At 29.0% G+C, this 14,622-nt stretch carries 15 protein-coding genes; 11 read left to right on the top strand and 4 right to left on the bottom strand.

Translation table 11 applies throughout. The features are described from left to right. Positions 1-2,249, bottom strand: a 2,249-nt coding sequence (locus tag AC3ATN_RS07520) for a valine--tRNA ligase (protein ID WP_487532657.1), incomplete at its 3' end; no start/stop codon positions are given. Positions 2,250-2,377: 128 nt separating this feature from the next. Here AC3ATN_RS07520 and murB point away from each other — a divergent pair. Continuing rightward, positions 2,378-3,382 (top strand): UDP-N-acetylmuramate dehydrogenase, encoded by a 1,005-nt coding sequence (gene murB / locus AC3ATN_RS07515; protein WP_487532656.1) that lies wholly within the window; start codon positions 2,378-2,380, stop codon positions 3,380-3,382. Here the strand turns inward: murB and dtd are convergent, their stop codons facing one another. Together dtd and rsgA are read right to left on the bottom strand one after the other, a co-directional pair. Next, positions 3,383-3,835, bottom strand: coding sequence for a D-aminoacyl-tRNA deacylase (dtd, locus tag AC3ATN_RS07510; protein WP_487532655.1), 453 nt, complete (start codon positions 3,833-3,835; stop codon positions 3,383-3,385). It lies immediately after the preceding gene. Then, on the bottom strand, positions 3,832-4,755 hold the full coding sequence (rsgA, locus tag AC3ATN_RS07505) for a ribosome small subunit-dependent GTPase A (RefSeq protein WP_487532659.1): 924 nt from the start codon (positions 4,753-4,755) through the stop codon (positions 3,832-3,834). The genes dtd and rsgA overlap by 4 nt, the downstream gene beginning before the upstream one ends. Positions 4,756-4,848: 93 nt before the next feature. Here rsgA and gpmI point away from each other — a divergent pair, with 93 nt between their 5' ends. Genes gpmI through AC3ATN_RS07455 form a run of 10 tightly spaced genes read left to right on the top strand, consistent with a single transcriptional unit; the run spans position 4,849 to position 13,833 of the window. Then, entirely contained in the window at positions 4,849-6,360 is a 1,512-nt protein-coding gene (gene gpmI / locus AC3ATN_RS07500) for a 2,3-bisphosphoglycerate-independent phosphoglycerate mutase (protein WP_487532654.1), read from the top strand. 14 nt (positions 6,361-6,374) lie between these two features. After that, positions 6,375-6,959: a thioredoxin family protein gene (locus tag AC3ATN_RS07495; protein WP_487532653.1), complete on the top strand. Its 585-nt coding sequence runs from the start codon at positions 6,375-6,377 to the stop codon at positions 6,957-6,959. Continuing rightward, positions 6,952-7,773, top strand: a complete 822-nt coding sequence (gene map, locus AC3ATN_RS07490; RefSeq protein WP_487532652.1) for a type I methionyl aminopeptidase — start codon at positions 6,952-6,954, stop codon at positions 7,771-7,773. Before AC3ATN_RS07495 ends, map begins: the two co-directional genes overlap by 8 nt. A gap of 2 nt (positions 7,774-7,775) precedes the next feature. Continuing rightward, positions 7,776-8,528, top strand: a complete 753-nt coding sequence (locus AC3ATN_RS07485; RefSeq protein WP_487532651.1) for a class I SAM-dependent methyltransferase — start codon at positions 7,776-7,778, stop codon at positions 8,526-8,528. Between the two features lie 7 nt (positions 8,529-8,535). Continuing rightward, positions 8,536-9,135 carry a TIGR04282 family arsenosugar biosynthesis glycosyltransferase gene (locus AC3ATN_RS07480; RefSeq protein ID WP_487532650.1) on the top strand — a complete coding sequence of 200 codons (600 nt, stop codon included), beginning with the start codon at positions 8,536-8,538 and terminating at the stop codon, positions 9,133-9,135. 1 nt (position 9,136) lies between these two features. After that, a complete protein-coding gene (locus AC3ATN_RS07475) occupies positions 9,137-9,832 on the top strand; it encodes a DUF547 domain-containing protein (protein ID WP_487532649.1) in 696 nt (231 codons plus the stop codon). Between the two features lie 33 nt (positions 9,833-9,865). Next, positions 9,866-10,270, top strand: coding sequence for a hypothetical protein (locus AC3ATN_RS07470; protein ID WP_487532648.1), 405 nt, complete (start codon positions 9,866-9,868; stop codon positions 10,268-10,270). A 19-nt stretch (positions 10,271-10,289) separates the two neighbouring features. Next, positions 10,290-10,973: a glycosyltransferase family 2 protein gene (locus AC3ATN_RS07465; RefSeq protein WP_487532647.1), complete on the top strand. Its 684-nt coding sequence runs from the start codon at positions 10,290-10,292 to the stop codon at positions 10,971-10,973. After that, positions 10,970-12,487, top strand: coding sequence for a cellulose synthase family protein (locus tag AC3ATN_RS07460; RefSeq protein ID WP_487532646.1), 1,518 nt, complete (start codon positions 10,970-10,972; stop codon positions 12,485-12,487). Before AC3ATN_RS07465 ends, AC3ATN_RS07460 begins: the two co-directional genes overlap by 4 nt. After that, positions 12,484-13,833 (top strand): MptA/MptB family glycosyltransferase, encoded by a 1,350-nt coding sequence (locus AC3ATN_RS07455; RefSeq protein WP_487532645.1) that lies wholly within the window; start codon positions 12,484-12,486, stop codon positions 13,831-13,833. Before AC3ATN_RS07460 ends, AC3ATN_RS07455 begins: the two co-directional genes overlap by 4 nt. On the opposite strand, the gene AC3ATN_RS07450 is transcribed toward AC3ATN_RS07455, so the two are convergent. Next, entirely contained in the window at positions 13,802-14,569 is a 768-nt protein-coding gene (locus tag AC3ATN_RS07450; protein ID WP_487532644.1) for a pseudouridine synthase, read from the bottom strand. The genes AC3ATN_RS07455 and AC3ATN_RS07450 overlap by 32 nt on opposite strands. Between the last annotated feature and the right edge of the window lie 53 nt (positions 14,570-14,622).

The following is a 14,622-nucleotide window of genomic DNA, read 5'->3' as shown; positions in this document are numbered from 1 at the left end:
AAAGAATTTTCTTTTCGAAAGTTCCTAACTGATGTAACAATTTCTCTTAACTGCTCGTAATTTACGAGAACTGAATTGTTATATTTATTTTGAATTGGCCACTTACTAATTACTAATGATTCTGTATCACTTCTTGGTGACATAAAATGCCAGATCTCCTCCGAAACAAAAGGTATGAAAGGATGTGTTAATTTTAAAATTTCTTGGAAACTATTTTTAATCTGATTTATTGATTTTGGATCGATAGATAATCCATATTCTGGCTTCACAGCTTCCAATAACCAAGAACAAAAATCATCCCAAATCAACTTATAAACAGTCATAAGAGCATCTGAAATTCTATATTTATCAAAGTTGTCATTAATAGATTCTAAGGCTTTGTTGAATTTGTTTTCAAAACATTCTATCGCATCTTTTGAAGAAATTGGCTGATCAATTTTTGGGTCTACTATCCATCCATCGATTAACCGATAAGCATTCCATATTTTATTAACAAAGTTTTTACCCTGATTACATAGGCCTTTATCGAATAATAAATCATTTCCAGCTGCAGAACTAAGCATAAGACCAACTCTTACAGCATCGGCACCATATTCGCTTATCAATTCTAATGCATCTGGAGAATTACCGAGTTGCTTAGACATTTTTTGCCCTTTTGGATCACGAACTAATCCGGTTAAATAAACTTTAGAAAAAGGTGGTTTGTTTCTATATGTATAACCCGCTATTATCATTCGAGCTACCCAAAAAAACAAAATATCAGGACCCGTAACTAAATCTTGTGTTGGATAATAATAGTTTATCTCACGGTTGTCAGGGTTGTTTATTCCATCAAAAACTGAAATTGGCCACAACCAGGAGGAAAACCAAGTATCAAGAACGTCATTATCTTGTATTAATTCTGAAATCAACATATTTGGATTTCCAGATTCAATAATAGCTAATTCTAGAGCTTTTTCTTTAGATTCTGCAACAACAAAAAAATCTTTATTTTTTCCATAATAATATACTGGTATTCGGTGACCCCACCATAACTGTCTGGATATATTCCAATCAGTAATGTTTTCCATCCAATGACGATAAGTATTTTTAAATTTTTCTGGAACTAGCTTAATTTCTTTAGTTTCTAAAACAGCATCTATTGCTGGTTTTGCTAATTTTTCCATTTTTAAAAACCACTGTTCAGAAATTCTGGGTTCTATTATTGCATTTGTTCTTTCGGAAGTTCCTATATTATTAATATAATTTTCTTTTTTAATGAGACATCCTAAACCCTCCAAATCTTTAACTATCAATTTCCTTACCTCAAACCTATCTATTCCTTCGTATTTAAGACCATTTGAGTTCAGTGTGCCATCAGGATTTAAAATATCGATAAACTCTAGTTTATGTTTTTCTCCTAAGCTTTTGTCGTTAAGGTCATGAGCTGGAGTAACTTTTAAGCATCCCGTTCCAAAGTCAATATCAACATATTCATCTAATATTATTGGAATTGATCTTTTTGAAATTGGTACTACAGCATTTTTACCATGTAAATGTTTATATCTCTCATCTTTTGGATTAATACATATTGCAGTATCACCCATAATAGTTTCTGGCCTTGTAGTAGCTATTGTAAGTGTTTCGTCATAATTATCAATTTTATAAGATATATAGAATAAACTTCCTGACTTTTCTTTATAAATTACTTCTTCGTCAGAAAGAGTAGTTTGAGCCTGTGGATCCCAATTAACCATTCTGTAACCTCTATAAATTAATCCTTTTTTATAAAGATCTATAAAAACAGTAGTTACTGATTTTGACATTTCAGGATCTAATGTAAATTTTGTTCTGTCCCAGTCGCATGAGCATCCAATTTTTTTTAGCTGGTCAAGAATTACTCCTCCATATTCATCTGTCCATTCCCAAGCATGTTTTAAAAATTCTTCTCTTGAAAGATCATTTTTTAAAATTCCTTTTGTTTTAAGTTTTGCAACAACTTTTGCTTCTGTAGCTATTGAAGCATGATCAGTCCCTGGAACCCAGCATGCATTGTAACCTTTCATTCTTGCTCTGCGAATTAAAATGTCTTGTAATGAATTGTTCATCATATGACCCATGTGGAGAACTCCTGTCACATTTGGAGGAGGTATTACAATTGTGTAGGGTTCTCTGTCGTCAGGTGTGGATTTAAAAAACTTATTTTTTAACCAATATTTGTACCACTTGTCTTCAACATCCGATGGAACAAATTTTGAGGGAATTGACATTATATATTAATTAATTAGTTACAAAAGTAATAAGGCTGTGGGTATTTAAAAAACATAATCCTAAATGAATATTTTAAAAAAAAAATAAAGGCTGTAAAAATTAATAAGTCTTTTTCTATATTAGATAAATGATTCAATTAGAAGAAAATAAATCAATTAAAAAGCTCACAACTATTGGTGTTGACGGAATTACTCAACAATACTTCAAAATAGACGAAATATCAAGTTTAATTAGCCTTCTTAAGGCTAATTCACTTCCAATAAAAGTTTTAGGTGGGGGTAGTAATATTTTATGGACTAAAAAATTTAATGGATTAACTATCCACATGAATACTAAAGGTGTTTTGGTGGAAAAAGAAACAGACTCTCATGTGATTGTCAATGTTAATGCTGGAGAAAATTGGCACAAGTTTGTTACTTGGTCGATAAATAATAACTATGGAGGAGTCGAAAATTTAGCCTTAATTCCAGGAAGTATTGGTGCTGCCCCCATCCAAAATATAGGAGCTTATGGAGTAGAATTAAAAGATGTATTTGTAGAGTGTAGTGGAATTAATTTAGAGACTTTAAACACAAAAGTTTTTTCGATTGAAGATTGTGAATTTGGATATCGAGATTCAATATTTAAAAATAAAGAGAAAAATAATTACATAATTACATCTATTAAGTTGAAATTATCAAAACCAGGTTATCACAACTTTAAAACTGAATATGGAGATATAGAAAAAAATATTGGAAATAGGCCCGTCAGTCTTACCGAAATTGCGAGAACTGTAATTAGGATTAGAAAGTCAAAACTTCCTGATCCAAAGGAGATTGGAAACTGTGGCAGTTTTTTTAAAAATCCAATAATCGATACTAATTTATTTAAGGTTTTAGTAAATAAATATCCTGAAATTCCTAATTACCCCTCTAGCGGAGCTACTAAAATTTCTGCTGCATGGTTAATTGAAAAATTAAATTTTAAAGGCTACAGAAAAGGAGATGCTGGTGTTCACAAATCTCAGGCATTAATACTAGTTAATTATGGAAATTCCTCAGGAGTTGAAGTTTTAAATCTATCAAACATAATACAAGAAAAAGTTTTTAAAGTTTTTGGAATCAATCTTATTCCCGAAGTCAATATTTGGTAATTATTGTTTGTTTTTTGAGTCAATCCATATTGTTACTGGACCATCATTAATTAAATCAACTTCCATACTTGCTCTGAAAATACCACATTCAATTTTTTTACCTAAAGAATCTTTTAGTTTTTTTAAAAATTTATTGTACATTTTTTCTGCAAAATATTGATCTGCAGCTTTTATATAAGAGGGTCGGTTTCCTTTTTTTGTAGAAGCCATCAAAGTGAATTGACTAACAACTAGAATCTCTCCATTTACATCTTTGATTGAATGATCCTTGACATCTTTTAAGTCATTAAAAACTCTTAAATTAATAACTTTATTAACCAACCAGTTTATATCATCATCATTATCAAAACCTTCAACACCTTGAAAAATTAATAATCCTTTATTAATTTTTCCTACTACTTCACCCGAAACTAAAACTTTTGCTTTTTTAACTTTTTGAATTAATAACCTCACGAATTTCTATATGTATTATCCCCTTCTAAAAGCTGAATATAGCTTTTATAACGTGAAGATGAAATTAAATTTAGATCAACTGCTTTCTTAACCTCACATTTTGGCTCGTTTACATGAAGACAATCATTAAATTTACATTTATTTGAGAGTCTGTTAAATTCAGGGAAATACTTACTTATTTCATTTTTTTTTATATCAACTAGCCCAAAACCTTTTATTCCTGGAGTATCTATTAATTTAGCTCCGCTTTCTAAATCAAACATTTCCGCAAAAGTAGTTGTGTGCTGACCTTGCATATGATAATTTGAAATAGAAGATGTTCTAAGTTTAAGATTAGGAGAAATAGCATTTATAAGAGTTGATTTACCTACCCCAGAATGCCCAGAAAACATGCAAACTTTATTTGATATAATTTGATTTAATTTATCTAAATTTTCACCGTGTGTTGCTGATATCTTTAAACTTTTATAACCTATGTTTTTATAAGTGTTTATTAATTCATCTATTCTCGACATAGTTTTGGAATCATAAGAATCGATTTTATTAAATACTAGAGTAGATTTTATTTTATATGCATCAGCAGTAACGAGAAATCTGTCAATAAAAGAGGTTGAAGTTGGAGGATTGTCATAGGTGATTATTAAAAAGGCATGATCAATATTAGAAGCAATAATATGGGTTTGCTTAGATAGATTTACAGATTTTCTAACAATATAATTATCCCGGGGCTCAATTTTAATTATTATACCTTCATTTGACTTAGAATCATAATTTATCCATGCTTTATCACCAACGACAACAGGATTTGTTGATTTAATACCTTCCAAACGCAATTTTCCTTGGAGCCTGCAGTTAATGGTTTTATTACCATGAACAACCTTGTACCAGCTCCCCGTAGAACGATAGACTATACCTAAAATCACTTTTTTTTACAAAGAAACAATATTTTTTTCGTTCACATAGTCTATAAATAAGCTTGTTGAATTGTTATCTTTGTTATAATATTTTTTAAAATGTCTAAAGCTTTATTAATGATTCTTGATGGCTGGGGAAAAACAAGCAACCCATCTGTATCTGCAATTGCAAACGCTCAAACACCATTTATTGATAGTTTATATGAGAAATATTCCAACTCAGAGCTTCTAACACATGGAGAACATGTTGGACTTCCTCTAGGTCAAATGGGGAACAGTGAGGTTGGTCATATGAATTTAGGAGCTGGTAGAGTTGTTTATCAGGATCTTGCCAAAATAAATAATGCAATAAAAAATAATGTCTTAAAAAATGAAAAAATACTAATCGAAGCATATCGACATGGTAAAAAAAATGGTAAAAATGTTCATTTTTTGGGTCTTTTTTCTAATGGAGGAGTTCATTCACACTTAAATCATTTGATTGCATTATTAAATATAGCGCACAATGAAAATGTAAAAAATCTATATATTCATGCTTTTACCGATGGCAGAGATGTTGATCCCAAATCTGCCCCTGGATTTATTAAAGAAATTACACCGACTTTAAAAAAAACTGGGGCAGAAATCGCTACTCTTATCGGAAGATATTATTCTATGGATAGAGACCAGAGGTGGGAAAGAATTGAAAAATCACATAATCTTTTATTAAATAATACAGGAAAGAAAACTAATGATTTACTAAAAGAATTAAACTACAATTATTCAAAGGGAATAACTGATGAGTTTATGCCTCCAATTGTTAATACGAAAGGTGGAGAACCCATTTCAAAAATTCAGGAAGATGATGTTGTAATTTATTTTAACTTTCGAACAGACAGGGGTAGACAATTAACCAAATCTTTAACTCAAAAACCATATCCTGAATTCAAATTAAGTCCGATCAAACTTTACTTTGTTACACTTACGAACTACGACCCTTCGTTTAAAAAAATTAAAATAATTTTTGATAAAGAGAACCTTAAAGATACATTGGGAGAGATAATATCTAAGTCTGGTAAGACTCAAACTCGAATTGCTGAAACAGAAAAATATCCTCATGTAACTTTTTTCTTTAATGGAGGTAGGGAGAAGGCTTTCAAAAATGAAGATAGGATACTATGTCAATCCCCAAAAGTTGCTACTTACGATTTAAAGCCTGAAATGTCAGCTTTTGAAATAAAAGATTCCATTATTAACAAAATGAATAATGATCAACCAGATTTTGTGTGTTTAAACTTTGCAAACCCTGATATGGTAGGTCATACCGGGAACCTCAACGCAGCAACTAAAGCTTGTGAAGTAGTTGATTCATGTTGTAAAGAGATTATCGAAGTTGCTTTAAGATTGGAATATACTAGTTTAATAATTGCAGATCATGGAAATTGTGAGACTATGATTAATGAAGATGGGACTCCAAATACAGCACACACTTTAAATCCTGTTCCAATTATATTAATAGACAAAAATAAAAATAAAATAAAAAATGGGATTTTAGGGAATATTGCACCTACAATTTTAGATATTTTAGATATTACAAAACCTAAGTCTATGAATCTGAATTCACTATTATAATCTATATTTAAAAGATGAAATCAAAAATTTTATTTTGCAATAGAGTTATTTTTTCTCTAATAGTTGTATTTGGAAATATTATACTTTCGTGTAATCCTGATTTAACTCCTCTTCCAGTTATTCATGGAGAAACGATTGAAGGTGAGCCTTTTATAATGGGTAAAATAAATCGGCATAATCTTATAACATACGAACACAGTAAATGGTTTGAAACAGAATATAATAGATACAAAATACCAGATGGATGGATTGAAAATAATCAAAAACAATTAAAAGAAATAAATCTTAAGTTGTTTCTAGGTACTTGGTGTGAAGATTCAGAAAGAGAAGTTTCTGGAATATTAAAGCTATTAGACTTCTCTAATTTTGATCTTTCCAAAATTGAAATGTATGCCGTTTCTGATGAAAAACATACTCCAGAGAATTACGAAAAGGGCTTGAAAATAACAAATGTACCTACATTAATTTTTTATAAAAACGGGAAGGAAATAAATCGATTTGTTGAATTCCCAAACATATCCTTAGCAAGGGATTTGGAAACTATTATTCAAGAGAAACCTTATAAAAATCCATACTTTGATATTCAAATAAATGAGTAAAATTATTTTAAAATCAAAAGAAGAGATTGAATTAGTTCGCGAAAGTGCGATTATAGTTTCAATGGTTTTAGGAATGTTAGCATCAGAAATAATACCAGGTGTTACAACTCTTAAATTAGATAAATTAGCTGAAACTTTTATACGAGATAACGGAGCAGAACCAGGTTTTTTAGGCCTTTATGATTTTCCAAACACCTTATGTGTATCTCCCAATTCTCAAGTTGTTCATGGAATTCCCAATAATATTCCTCTAAAAAATGGTGATATTGTTTCCATTGACTGTGGGGCTCTTAAGAATGGTTTTTACGGTGATCATGCATATACATTTGCCGTAGGAGAGATAGATTCGAAAATAAAATCCTTGTTAGACACAACAAAAGAATCTTTATACAAAGGAATTGCAGAGTTTAAAATTGGAAATAGAGTTGGAGACATTGGATATGCAGTTCAAGATCATTGTGAATCAAAGGGATATGGAGTAGTAAGGGAATTAGTCGGTCATGGTTTAGGAAGAACAATGCATGAAGCCCCTGAAATTTCAAACTATGGAAGAAGAGGACAAGGAAAAAAACTTGAAAATGGTATGGTCATTGCAATAGAACCTATGATTAATATGGGAACTCGAAAAATAAAACAATTAAAAGATGGCTGGACTATATTAACCAAAGACAACCTACCCAGCGCTCACTTTGAGCACAACGTAGCCTTAATTGATGGAAAGCCAAATTTACTTTCCACTTTTAAATATATTGACTCTGCTCTAGGAATAAGTTGTAGCCAAGAGATACCTTTTACAGATTCTAAAATTATTTAGAGATGCAAATACTGTTAAAAATTTTTCCTAGAGTGTTTTTAATTAAACTTAGTATTTTATTTAGACCTATTCTTTCATTAATATTTATGGGATCAAAGTTTACAGACCCTATAAACGGGAAACAATATAGTAGATTTCTATCTTATGGATATAATACTTTAAGACCCAATGCACTTTGTCCAGGCACTCTATCTTTGGAGAGACATAGATTGTTATGGCTATATCTCAATCATAAATCTCAAATAAAAAATGAGTTTTTAAAAGTTTTACATGTAGCCCCTGAACAGGTTTTTTATAATAAATTTAAATATTTTAAAAATTGGTCTTATACAACAACAGACTTAAACTCTCCTCTAGCAGATGTTAAAGCAGATTTATGTGATCTCCCTTTTGAAAATGAAACTTATAATTTGATTTTATGTAATCACGTTCTTGAGCATATTATTGATGATGTTTCAGCTATGAAAGAAATTTATAGAGTGTTAAAACCTGGAGGAAGAGCAATTATACAGGTTCCTTTGGATCAAAAAAAAGAAAAAACCTATGAGGATTATTCAATTACTAACCCTGAAGATCGAAATGAAAATTTTGGTCAATATGATCATGTTCGAATTTATGGTATGGATTTTTTTAAAAGATTAACTAAAGTTGGATTTAAGTGCAAAAAGATAGATTTAACCTCAAAATATACAGATATAGAGATTGCTAAATTTGGACTAATTAAAGGAGAGCTGATACCTGTATGCTGGAAATAAAATTTAAATGATTAATATTTTAGTTATTGTATTTTGTAAAAACTCTTTGTTAGGTAAAGTTAAAACACGACTAGCAGGATCTATTGGAGACTCTAATGCATTAAAAGTTCACAATCTCCTTAGAGATAAAACTATTTCAGTATTAAAAAAACTACAGTGTGATGTTGCAGTTTTTCATAGTGATTTCATTCCTAGTAATACAAATTGGTCGTTTACTAAAAATCAAAAAATTCAAAACGGTAAAAATCTAGGTGATCGAATGGAAAACGCTTTTCGATGGGCATTCAATAAAGGTTATAAAAGAATCTGCATAATTGGAAGTGACCTTTGGAGCATAGAAGAAAAAATTTTTAGTGAAGCATTTAGTGCGTTAGAAAAAAATGATGTTGTTTTTGGTCCAGCTGAAGATGGAGGATATTATTTATTAGGATTAAAAAAACTAAATTCTTCATTATTTAATATAAACTCATGGGGTACTTCAACTGTACTTATGGAAAGTATTAAAAAGATAGACTTTAAGAAATCTATTTATTATCTTCCTAAGTTAAACGATATAGATAATGAGCAAGACTTAAATAAACATTCAGAAATAAAGTCACTAATTTAGTATGAAAACACCCTTATTGATAATATTAACTATTTGCTTATTAAATGAAACATTTGAAAGAAATATTCATGAGAGGTGGAGTGTAGAGTTAAAAAAGTATGTTGGCAAAGACGGACTAGTTGATTACGAAAATTGGAATAAAAACACAGAGGGTCTTGACGCATACATTAGTGTCCTTAAAAAAAATCATCCAAAGGATTATTGGTCAAAAAATGAAAAAATGAGTTATTGGATTAATGCATATAATTCCCTTACTATCAAGATTATTTTAGAAAATTACCCTGTGAGTAGTATCAGAAAAATTAAAAATGTATGGGGTGAAAAAATTTTATTTTTTGAACACAGGAGTTATTCATTAGATGAAATTGAACATGATATTTTAAGAAAAATGAAAGAACCAAGAATTCATTTTGCTATAAATTGTGCTTCAATTTCTTGTCCTAAACTTTCTAAAGATGCTTATTTGTCATACAAACTTGAAAAACAACTTGAAGATGCAACAGTTTCTTTTATTGTAAACAAAAATGAAATTAATACTAATGAAATTAAAATTTCAAAATTATTTTTTTGGTTTAAAAAAGATTTTGGAAGTAATGAGAATCTTTTGAACTTTATTAATAAATACTCCCCAATTGAAATCAAAAATCCAAAAATAAAATATTTAGCTTATAATTGGGATTTAAATATAATTCAATAGAATTGTACTAAATTTGATTCTAAAAAAATTACAATGTGGAAAATTTATCATCTTTTTAAAGTTTCTTTATCAGCAGCTTTAGCAGGAATTATTTGCTGTATTGGTCCAGTAATTTTATTTCAGTTTGGTATTATGAGTGGTATTTATGCTATTTCATTTGCTGATTTTTTCTACGCTGATGATGGTTCAATTGGTATGGGTGCAATTATTTTAAGAATTGTAGGAGTTCTAATTGTTGTTTTTGGAATAGTACAATTCAATAAAAAAGAGGAATGTAGCTTAAACACTGCAAAACAAAAAAAAATAAATAAAGCATTATTTAGTTTCATATTAGTTATAATTTCAATTTCATTATTCTTAACTATGGATGAATTTTCAAGTGTCTATTTTGATAAATATATTGTACCACAGCAACAGATAGAATTAAATATCAAATAAATGACTTTTTATAAGCAGTATGAAAATATCAATAATAATACCTGCTTTAAATGAAGAGAAGTCTATTGGACTTGTTTTAAAGTCGATACCTAAAATTTATGATAAATTAATAGTTGTTAACAATGGATGCTCTGACAAAACATCAGAGGTGGCTGAAAAACATGGAGCTATAGTAATTAAAGAGCAGAGAAGAGGATACGGTTATGCCTGTCTCAAAGGAATAGACTTTCTTGAGAAATTTCCTCCAGACATACTTGTTTTTATAGACGGTGATTACTCTGATTACCCGGAACAAATTAACAAAATAGTAAATCCCATTTTAAAAAATAAATCAGATTTTGTAGTTGGATCAAGAGTTATTACTCTCAGAGAAAAGGGTTCTATGACCCCCCAACAAGTCTTTGGAAATAAATTAGCTTGTTTTTTAATGAACCTATTGTATAAAGGTACTTTTACGGACCTAGGTCCCTTCAGAGCAATTAGGTGGAAAACTTTAAAGGATCTAAAAATGTGTGATAAAACTTATGGCTGGACTATTGAGATGCAACTAAAAGTTTTAAAAAATAAAATTTCTTATTGTGAAGTTCCTGTTAATTATCGAAAAAGAATAGGGTACTCGAAAGTGTCTGGGACATTTAAGGGGACTGTTTTTGCAGGATTCAAAATTATAAGTTGGATATTTAAATATTATTTAAGAAAATGATTGAAAATGAAAATCCACTGTTATTGTTTTTTGTTTTCTTCCTTATTTTCTTGTACACAACTTCTTTAATTACTATTTTTTTATATTCACTAGCTCAGTTTGATTTACTAGATAATTATTTGAAAGAAAAAAATAATTTAAAAAAGTTATCTCAATGGAATTTTAATAAAAAAAAAGAGTTTCCCTTTGTAACTATTCAATTACCTATTTATAATGAATTGTACGTTATTGAAAGATTATTAAGTTCAATAGTTCAAATTAAATATCCCTCCGATAAATTAGAAATTCAGGTTCTTGACGATTCAGACGACGATTCAATAAGATTAACTGAAAAATTGATTTATGAAATAAAAAATACAGGTGTTGATATTGTGCATATAAAAAGAAAAAACCGACTTGGATACAAGGCAGGTGCATTAAAAGAAGGGTTAAAAACTTCCAAAGGAGAATTTATAGCTATTTTTGATTCTGATTTTTTACCTAATTCAGATTTTCTATTTAAAACAATACCTTATTTCAAGAATTGTGAAATTGGTATGGTTCAAACCAGATGGGGACACATTAATCGTAACTTTTCTGTTCTTACAAAAGTTCAAGCTTTTGCGCTCGATGCACACTTTACCCTCGAACAAGTAGGTCGAAATTTTCAAAATCATTTTATAAACTTTAATGGAACAGCGGGTATTTGGAGAAAATCAACAATACTTGATGCTGGCAACTGGGAAGGAGATACAATAACAGAAGATCTAGATTTGAGCTATCGAGCACAACTTAAGGACTGGAAGTTTATTTATTTAGAAAAAATTGTTACCCCTGCAGAATTACCTATTGTTATGAGCGCAATAAGGTCTCAACAATACAGATGGAATAAAGGAGGTGCTGAAAATTTTCAAAAAAATATATTTAAAGTTTTAAAATCATCTAATATTAAAATCAAAACTAAAATTCATGCTTTTCTCCATTTACTAAATAGCACAATATTTTTAAATATTTTTTTTGTTGGTTTTTTAAGTGTACCAATGTTATACATTAAAAATGAGTGGAATCAATTGAATTGGTTCTTTAATTTCAGCTCTCTCTTTATTTTAAGTACTTTAATATTTTACATTTGCTACTGGTTTATTCACAAACAAAAATACGGTGCTGGATTATATAGTCTTTGCGACTATACCTTAAGGTTTATAACTTTTTACTCTATTTCAATTGCCTTTTCAGTTCACAATTCTATTGCAGTTTTAAAAGGTCACCTAGGTATGAAAAGTCCATTTATCAGAACTCCAAAATTTAATATTAAAAAAGATAATTCGAATTTTTTAAATCAAAATAGATACATTGAAAAATCAATTGGCGTATATGCTTTTATTGAAGCACTAATGTCACTATATTTTTTATTTGGATTATTCAGCGCATTTAATGTTACAAAAAACGGAGACTTTATTTTATTTCCCTTCCATCTAGTTCTTTTTTTAGGTTTTGGATTTGTTTTTATAAAATCTATAATTGAAATTAAATGAAGTTAAATATAAAATCAACTGTTATCTCATCTTTGACTTTAGTTTTATCTATGTTTTTGTATTTACTTATTGGATACTATCTAGAGAGAACAGAATCGGGTTCTTTACTAATTTCATTCAGCTTACTTTTTTTAGGTTTCATGATTTTAATGTATCAAAGAATTACTCCATTGTTAATTTTGATAATAGGTCTGACCTTTAGACTAATTTTTATTATTTCATTACCCGAATTATCTCAAGATTTTAACAGGTTTATTTGGGATGGTAATTTGCAAATCATCGGTACAAACCCATATCTATTCAAGCCAAACTATTTAATAAACACAAATGAACTGTTCTATTTGTCTAGTGATTTATTTCATGGAATGGGAGAGCTGTCAAATTCTAATTTTTCAAATTATCCCCCAATAAGTCAATGGATGTTTTTAGCTGCATCCTATTTAGGGGAAAATAATATTTTTTATTCTGTTATTTATTTAAGAATTTTTATAATTTTTTTTGAGTTATGTATTTTCTATATCTCATATCAAATATTAAATATTTTGAAATTACCACTGAATAGAATTGGTTGGTATTTTTTGAATCCATTAGTTATAATTGAGCTAACTGGGAATTTACATGGAGAAGGAGTCATGATGTTTTTCTTTCTTTTGGGAATTTTATTTTTACAAAAAAATAAAAATGTTCAATCTTCAATTATGATGGCGCTATCAGTTGGATCAAAACTTCTAACATTAATACTTATCCCAGTATTTTTTAAAAAATTAGGTATTAAAAAGTACATACAGTATTGTTTGTTAACGGTTTTTGTTTTTTCGCTTCTATGGATACCTTACCTAGATCACAATTTTTCATCAAACTATATTCAAACCATAAAGTTGTGGTTTAATAATTTTGAATTTAATGCAAGTATTTATTATATCATAAGAGAGTTTGGATTTTATTATAAAGGCTATAACATCATACAAACATTTGGAAAAATATTACCATTCATATTGATGTTTATAATCTGTTATTTTAGTCTTTTTCAGAAAAATAATACTTTAAAAAGAATTTTGAAAAGCCAGTTACTACTTCTTACAGTGTATTTTTTTTTCGCTACCACGGTTCATCCTTGGTATATAATATCTCTGGTCGCGCTTTGCATATTCACTCCCTATTTTTACCCAATTGTTTGGAGTGCTACTGTTTTTTTTTCATATTCTTCATATACTTCAAATGGGTTTCAAGAAAATACAGTTTTAATACTACTTGAGTATATAATAGTTTTCAGTCTTTTTCTTTATGAGATGATAACAAGAAGAGATATAATTTTCAAAGCATTTTCAAAAAACTTAGCTCCCTAGAACTTAGTGATCTCCATTTTCCTCTAGGTAATTCTTTTTTAGAAAAGGAGCCATAAGTAGTTCTGTCTAAGTATTCAACCGTATAATTGATTTTTTTAAAAAACTTTATGATAATACTTGAAGGAATATTATTACACTCCACACCTATTTCATTTTTGGTACCTCCCAGTATGTAAGAAACATCTTTAAATTGAATTTCCTTATCAAAAATAAGCTGAGACTTTTTAGCAATTTCAATATCAGATTTTGTAATATTTTTATCAAGAGAAATTTTATAAATCATTCTGACTCCTTTTTTTGATTGATTTATTTTTTTTATTAAATTAATGTCATCACTTAAAAATAAAAGTCCAGTAACTGTTCTTCCCATGTCATCTGATGAATAAAGCTTACTTAATCTAGGAATATTAATTAATTCATCAACAGTTTTTTTTGATTTTTTCCCAGATGACATTGCTAAAAAACCTTTTGGCTTGTTAAGTAAAATATAAGATGGTCTTGACGCTTTTATACTTTGACCATCACACTTCACTTTATCCGTTGGAAGCACCTTGTGACCCATTTCAGTAATAATTTTTCCATTGACATTAACCATTCCTAGTTTAATAAATTGATCCGCATCTCGTCTTGAGCAAAGACCAGAATTAGAAATAAACTTGTTTAACCTAATAGGTTTGTAGTTAAATGAATTTAATGAATCATTTGAAAGTGATTCAGTGTTGGTGTTTTTTTTCATATTTTGACTCTAATTGAGAAGAGCAATACTTAAGACCCCTTAATAATATATTT

The organism is Candidatus Marivariicella sp. (assembly GCF_983056325.1).
Note: the sequence above shows the minus strand (reverse complement) of the source record. Positions and strands in the feature narration are given on the sequence as shown.

Excerpts from the sequence above, each read along its gene's own strand:
- gpmI (WP_487532654.1), top strand. The coding sequence starts at position 4,849 with ATGTCTAAAGCTTTATTAATGATTCTTGATGGCTGGGGAAAAACAAGC.
- AC3ATN_RS07465 (WP_487532647.1), top strand. The coding sequence starts at position 10,290 with ATGAAAATATCAATAATAATACCTGCTTTAAATGAAGAGAAGTCTATT.
- AC3ATN_RS07475 (WP_487532649.1), top strand. The coding sequence starts at position 9,137 with ATGAAAACACCCTTATTGATAATATTAACTATTTGCTTATTAAATGAA.
- AC3ATN_RS07485 (WP_487532651.1), top strand. The coding sequence starts at position 7,776 with ATGCAAATACTGTTAAAAATTTTTCCTAGAGTGTTTTTAATTAAACTT.
- map (WP_487532652.1), top strand. The coding sequence starts at position 6,952 with ATGAGTAAAATTATTTTAAAATCAAAAGAAGAGATTGAATTAGTTCGC.
- murB (WP_487532656.1), top strand. The coding sequence starts at position 2,378 with ATGATTCAATTAGAAGAAAATAAATCAATTAAAAAGCTCACAACTATT.
- AC3ATN_RS07480 (WP_487532650.1), top strand. The coding sequence starts at position 8,536 with ATGATTAATATTTTAGTTATTGTATTTTGTAAAAACTCTTTGTTAGGT.
- AC3ATN_RS07495 (WP_487532653.1), top strand. The coding sequence starts at position 6,375 with ATGAAATCAAAAATTTTATTTTGCAATAGAGTTATTTTTTCTCTAATA.
- AC3ATN_RS07470 (WP_487532648.1), top strand. The coding sequence starts at position 9,866 with ATGTGGAAAATTTATCATCTTTTTAAAGTTTCTTTATCAGCAGCTTTA.
- AC3ATN_RS07455 (WP_487532645.1), top strand. The coding sequence starts at position 12,484 with ATGAAGTTAAATATAAAATCAACTGTTATCTCATCTTTGACTTTAGTT.
- AC3ATN_RS07460 (WP_487532646.1), top strand. The coding sequence starts at position 10,970 with ATGATTGAAAATGAAAATCCACTGTTATTGTTTTTTGTTTTCTTCCTT.
- AC3ATN_RS07450 (WP_487532644.1), bottom strand. The coding sequence starts at position 14,569 with ATGAAAAAAAACACCAACACTGAATCACTTTCAAATGATTCATTAAAT.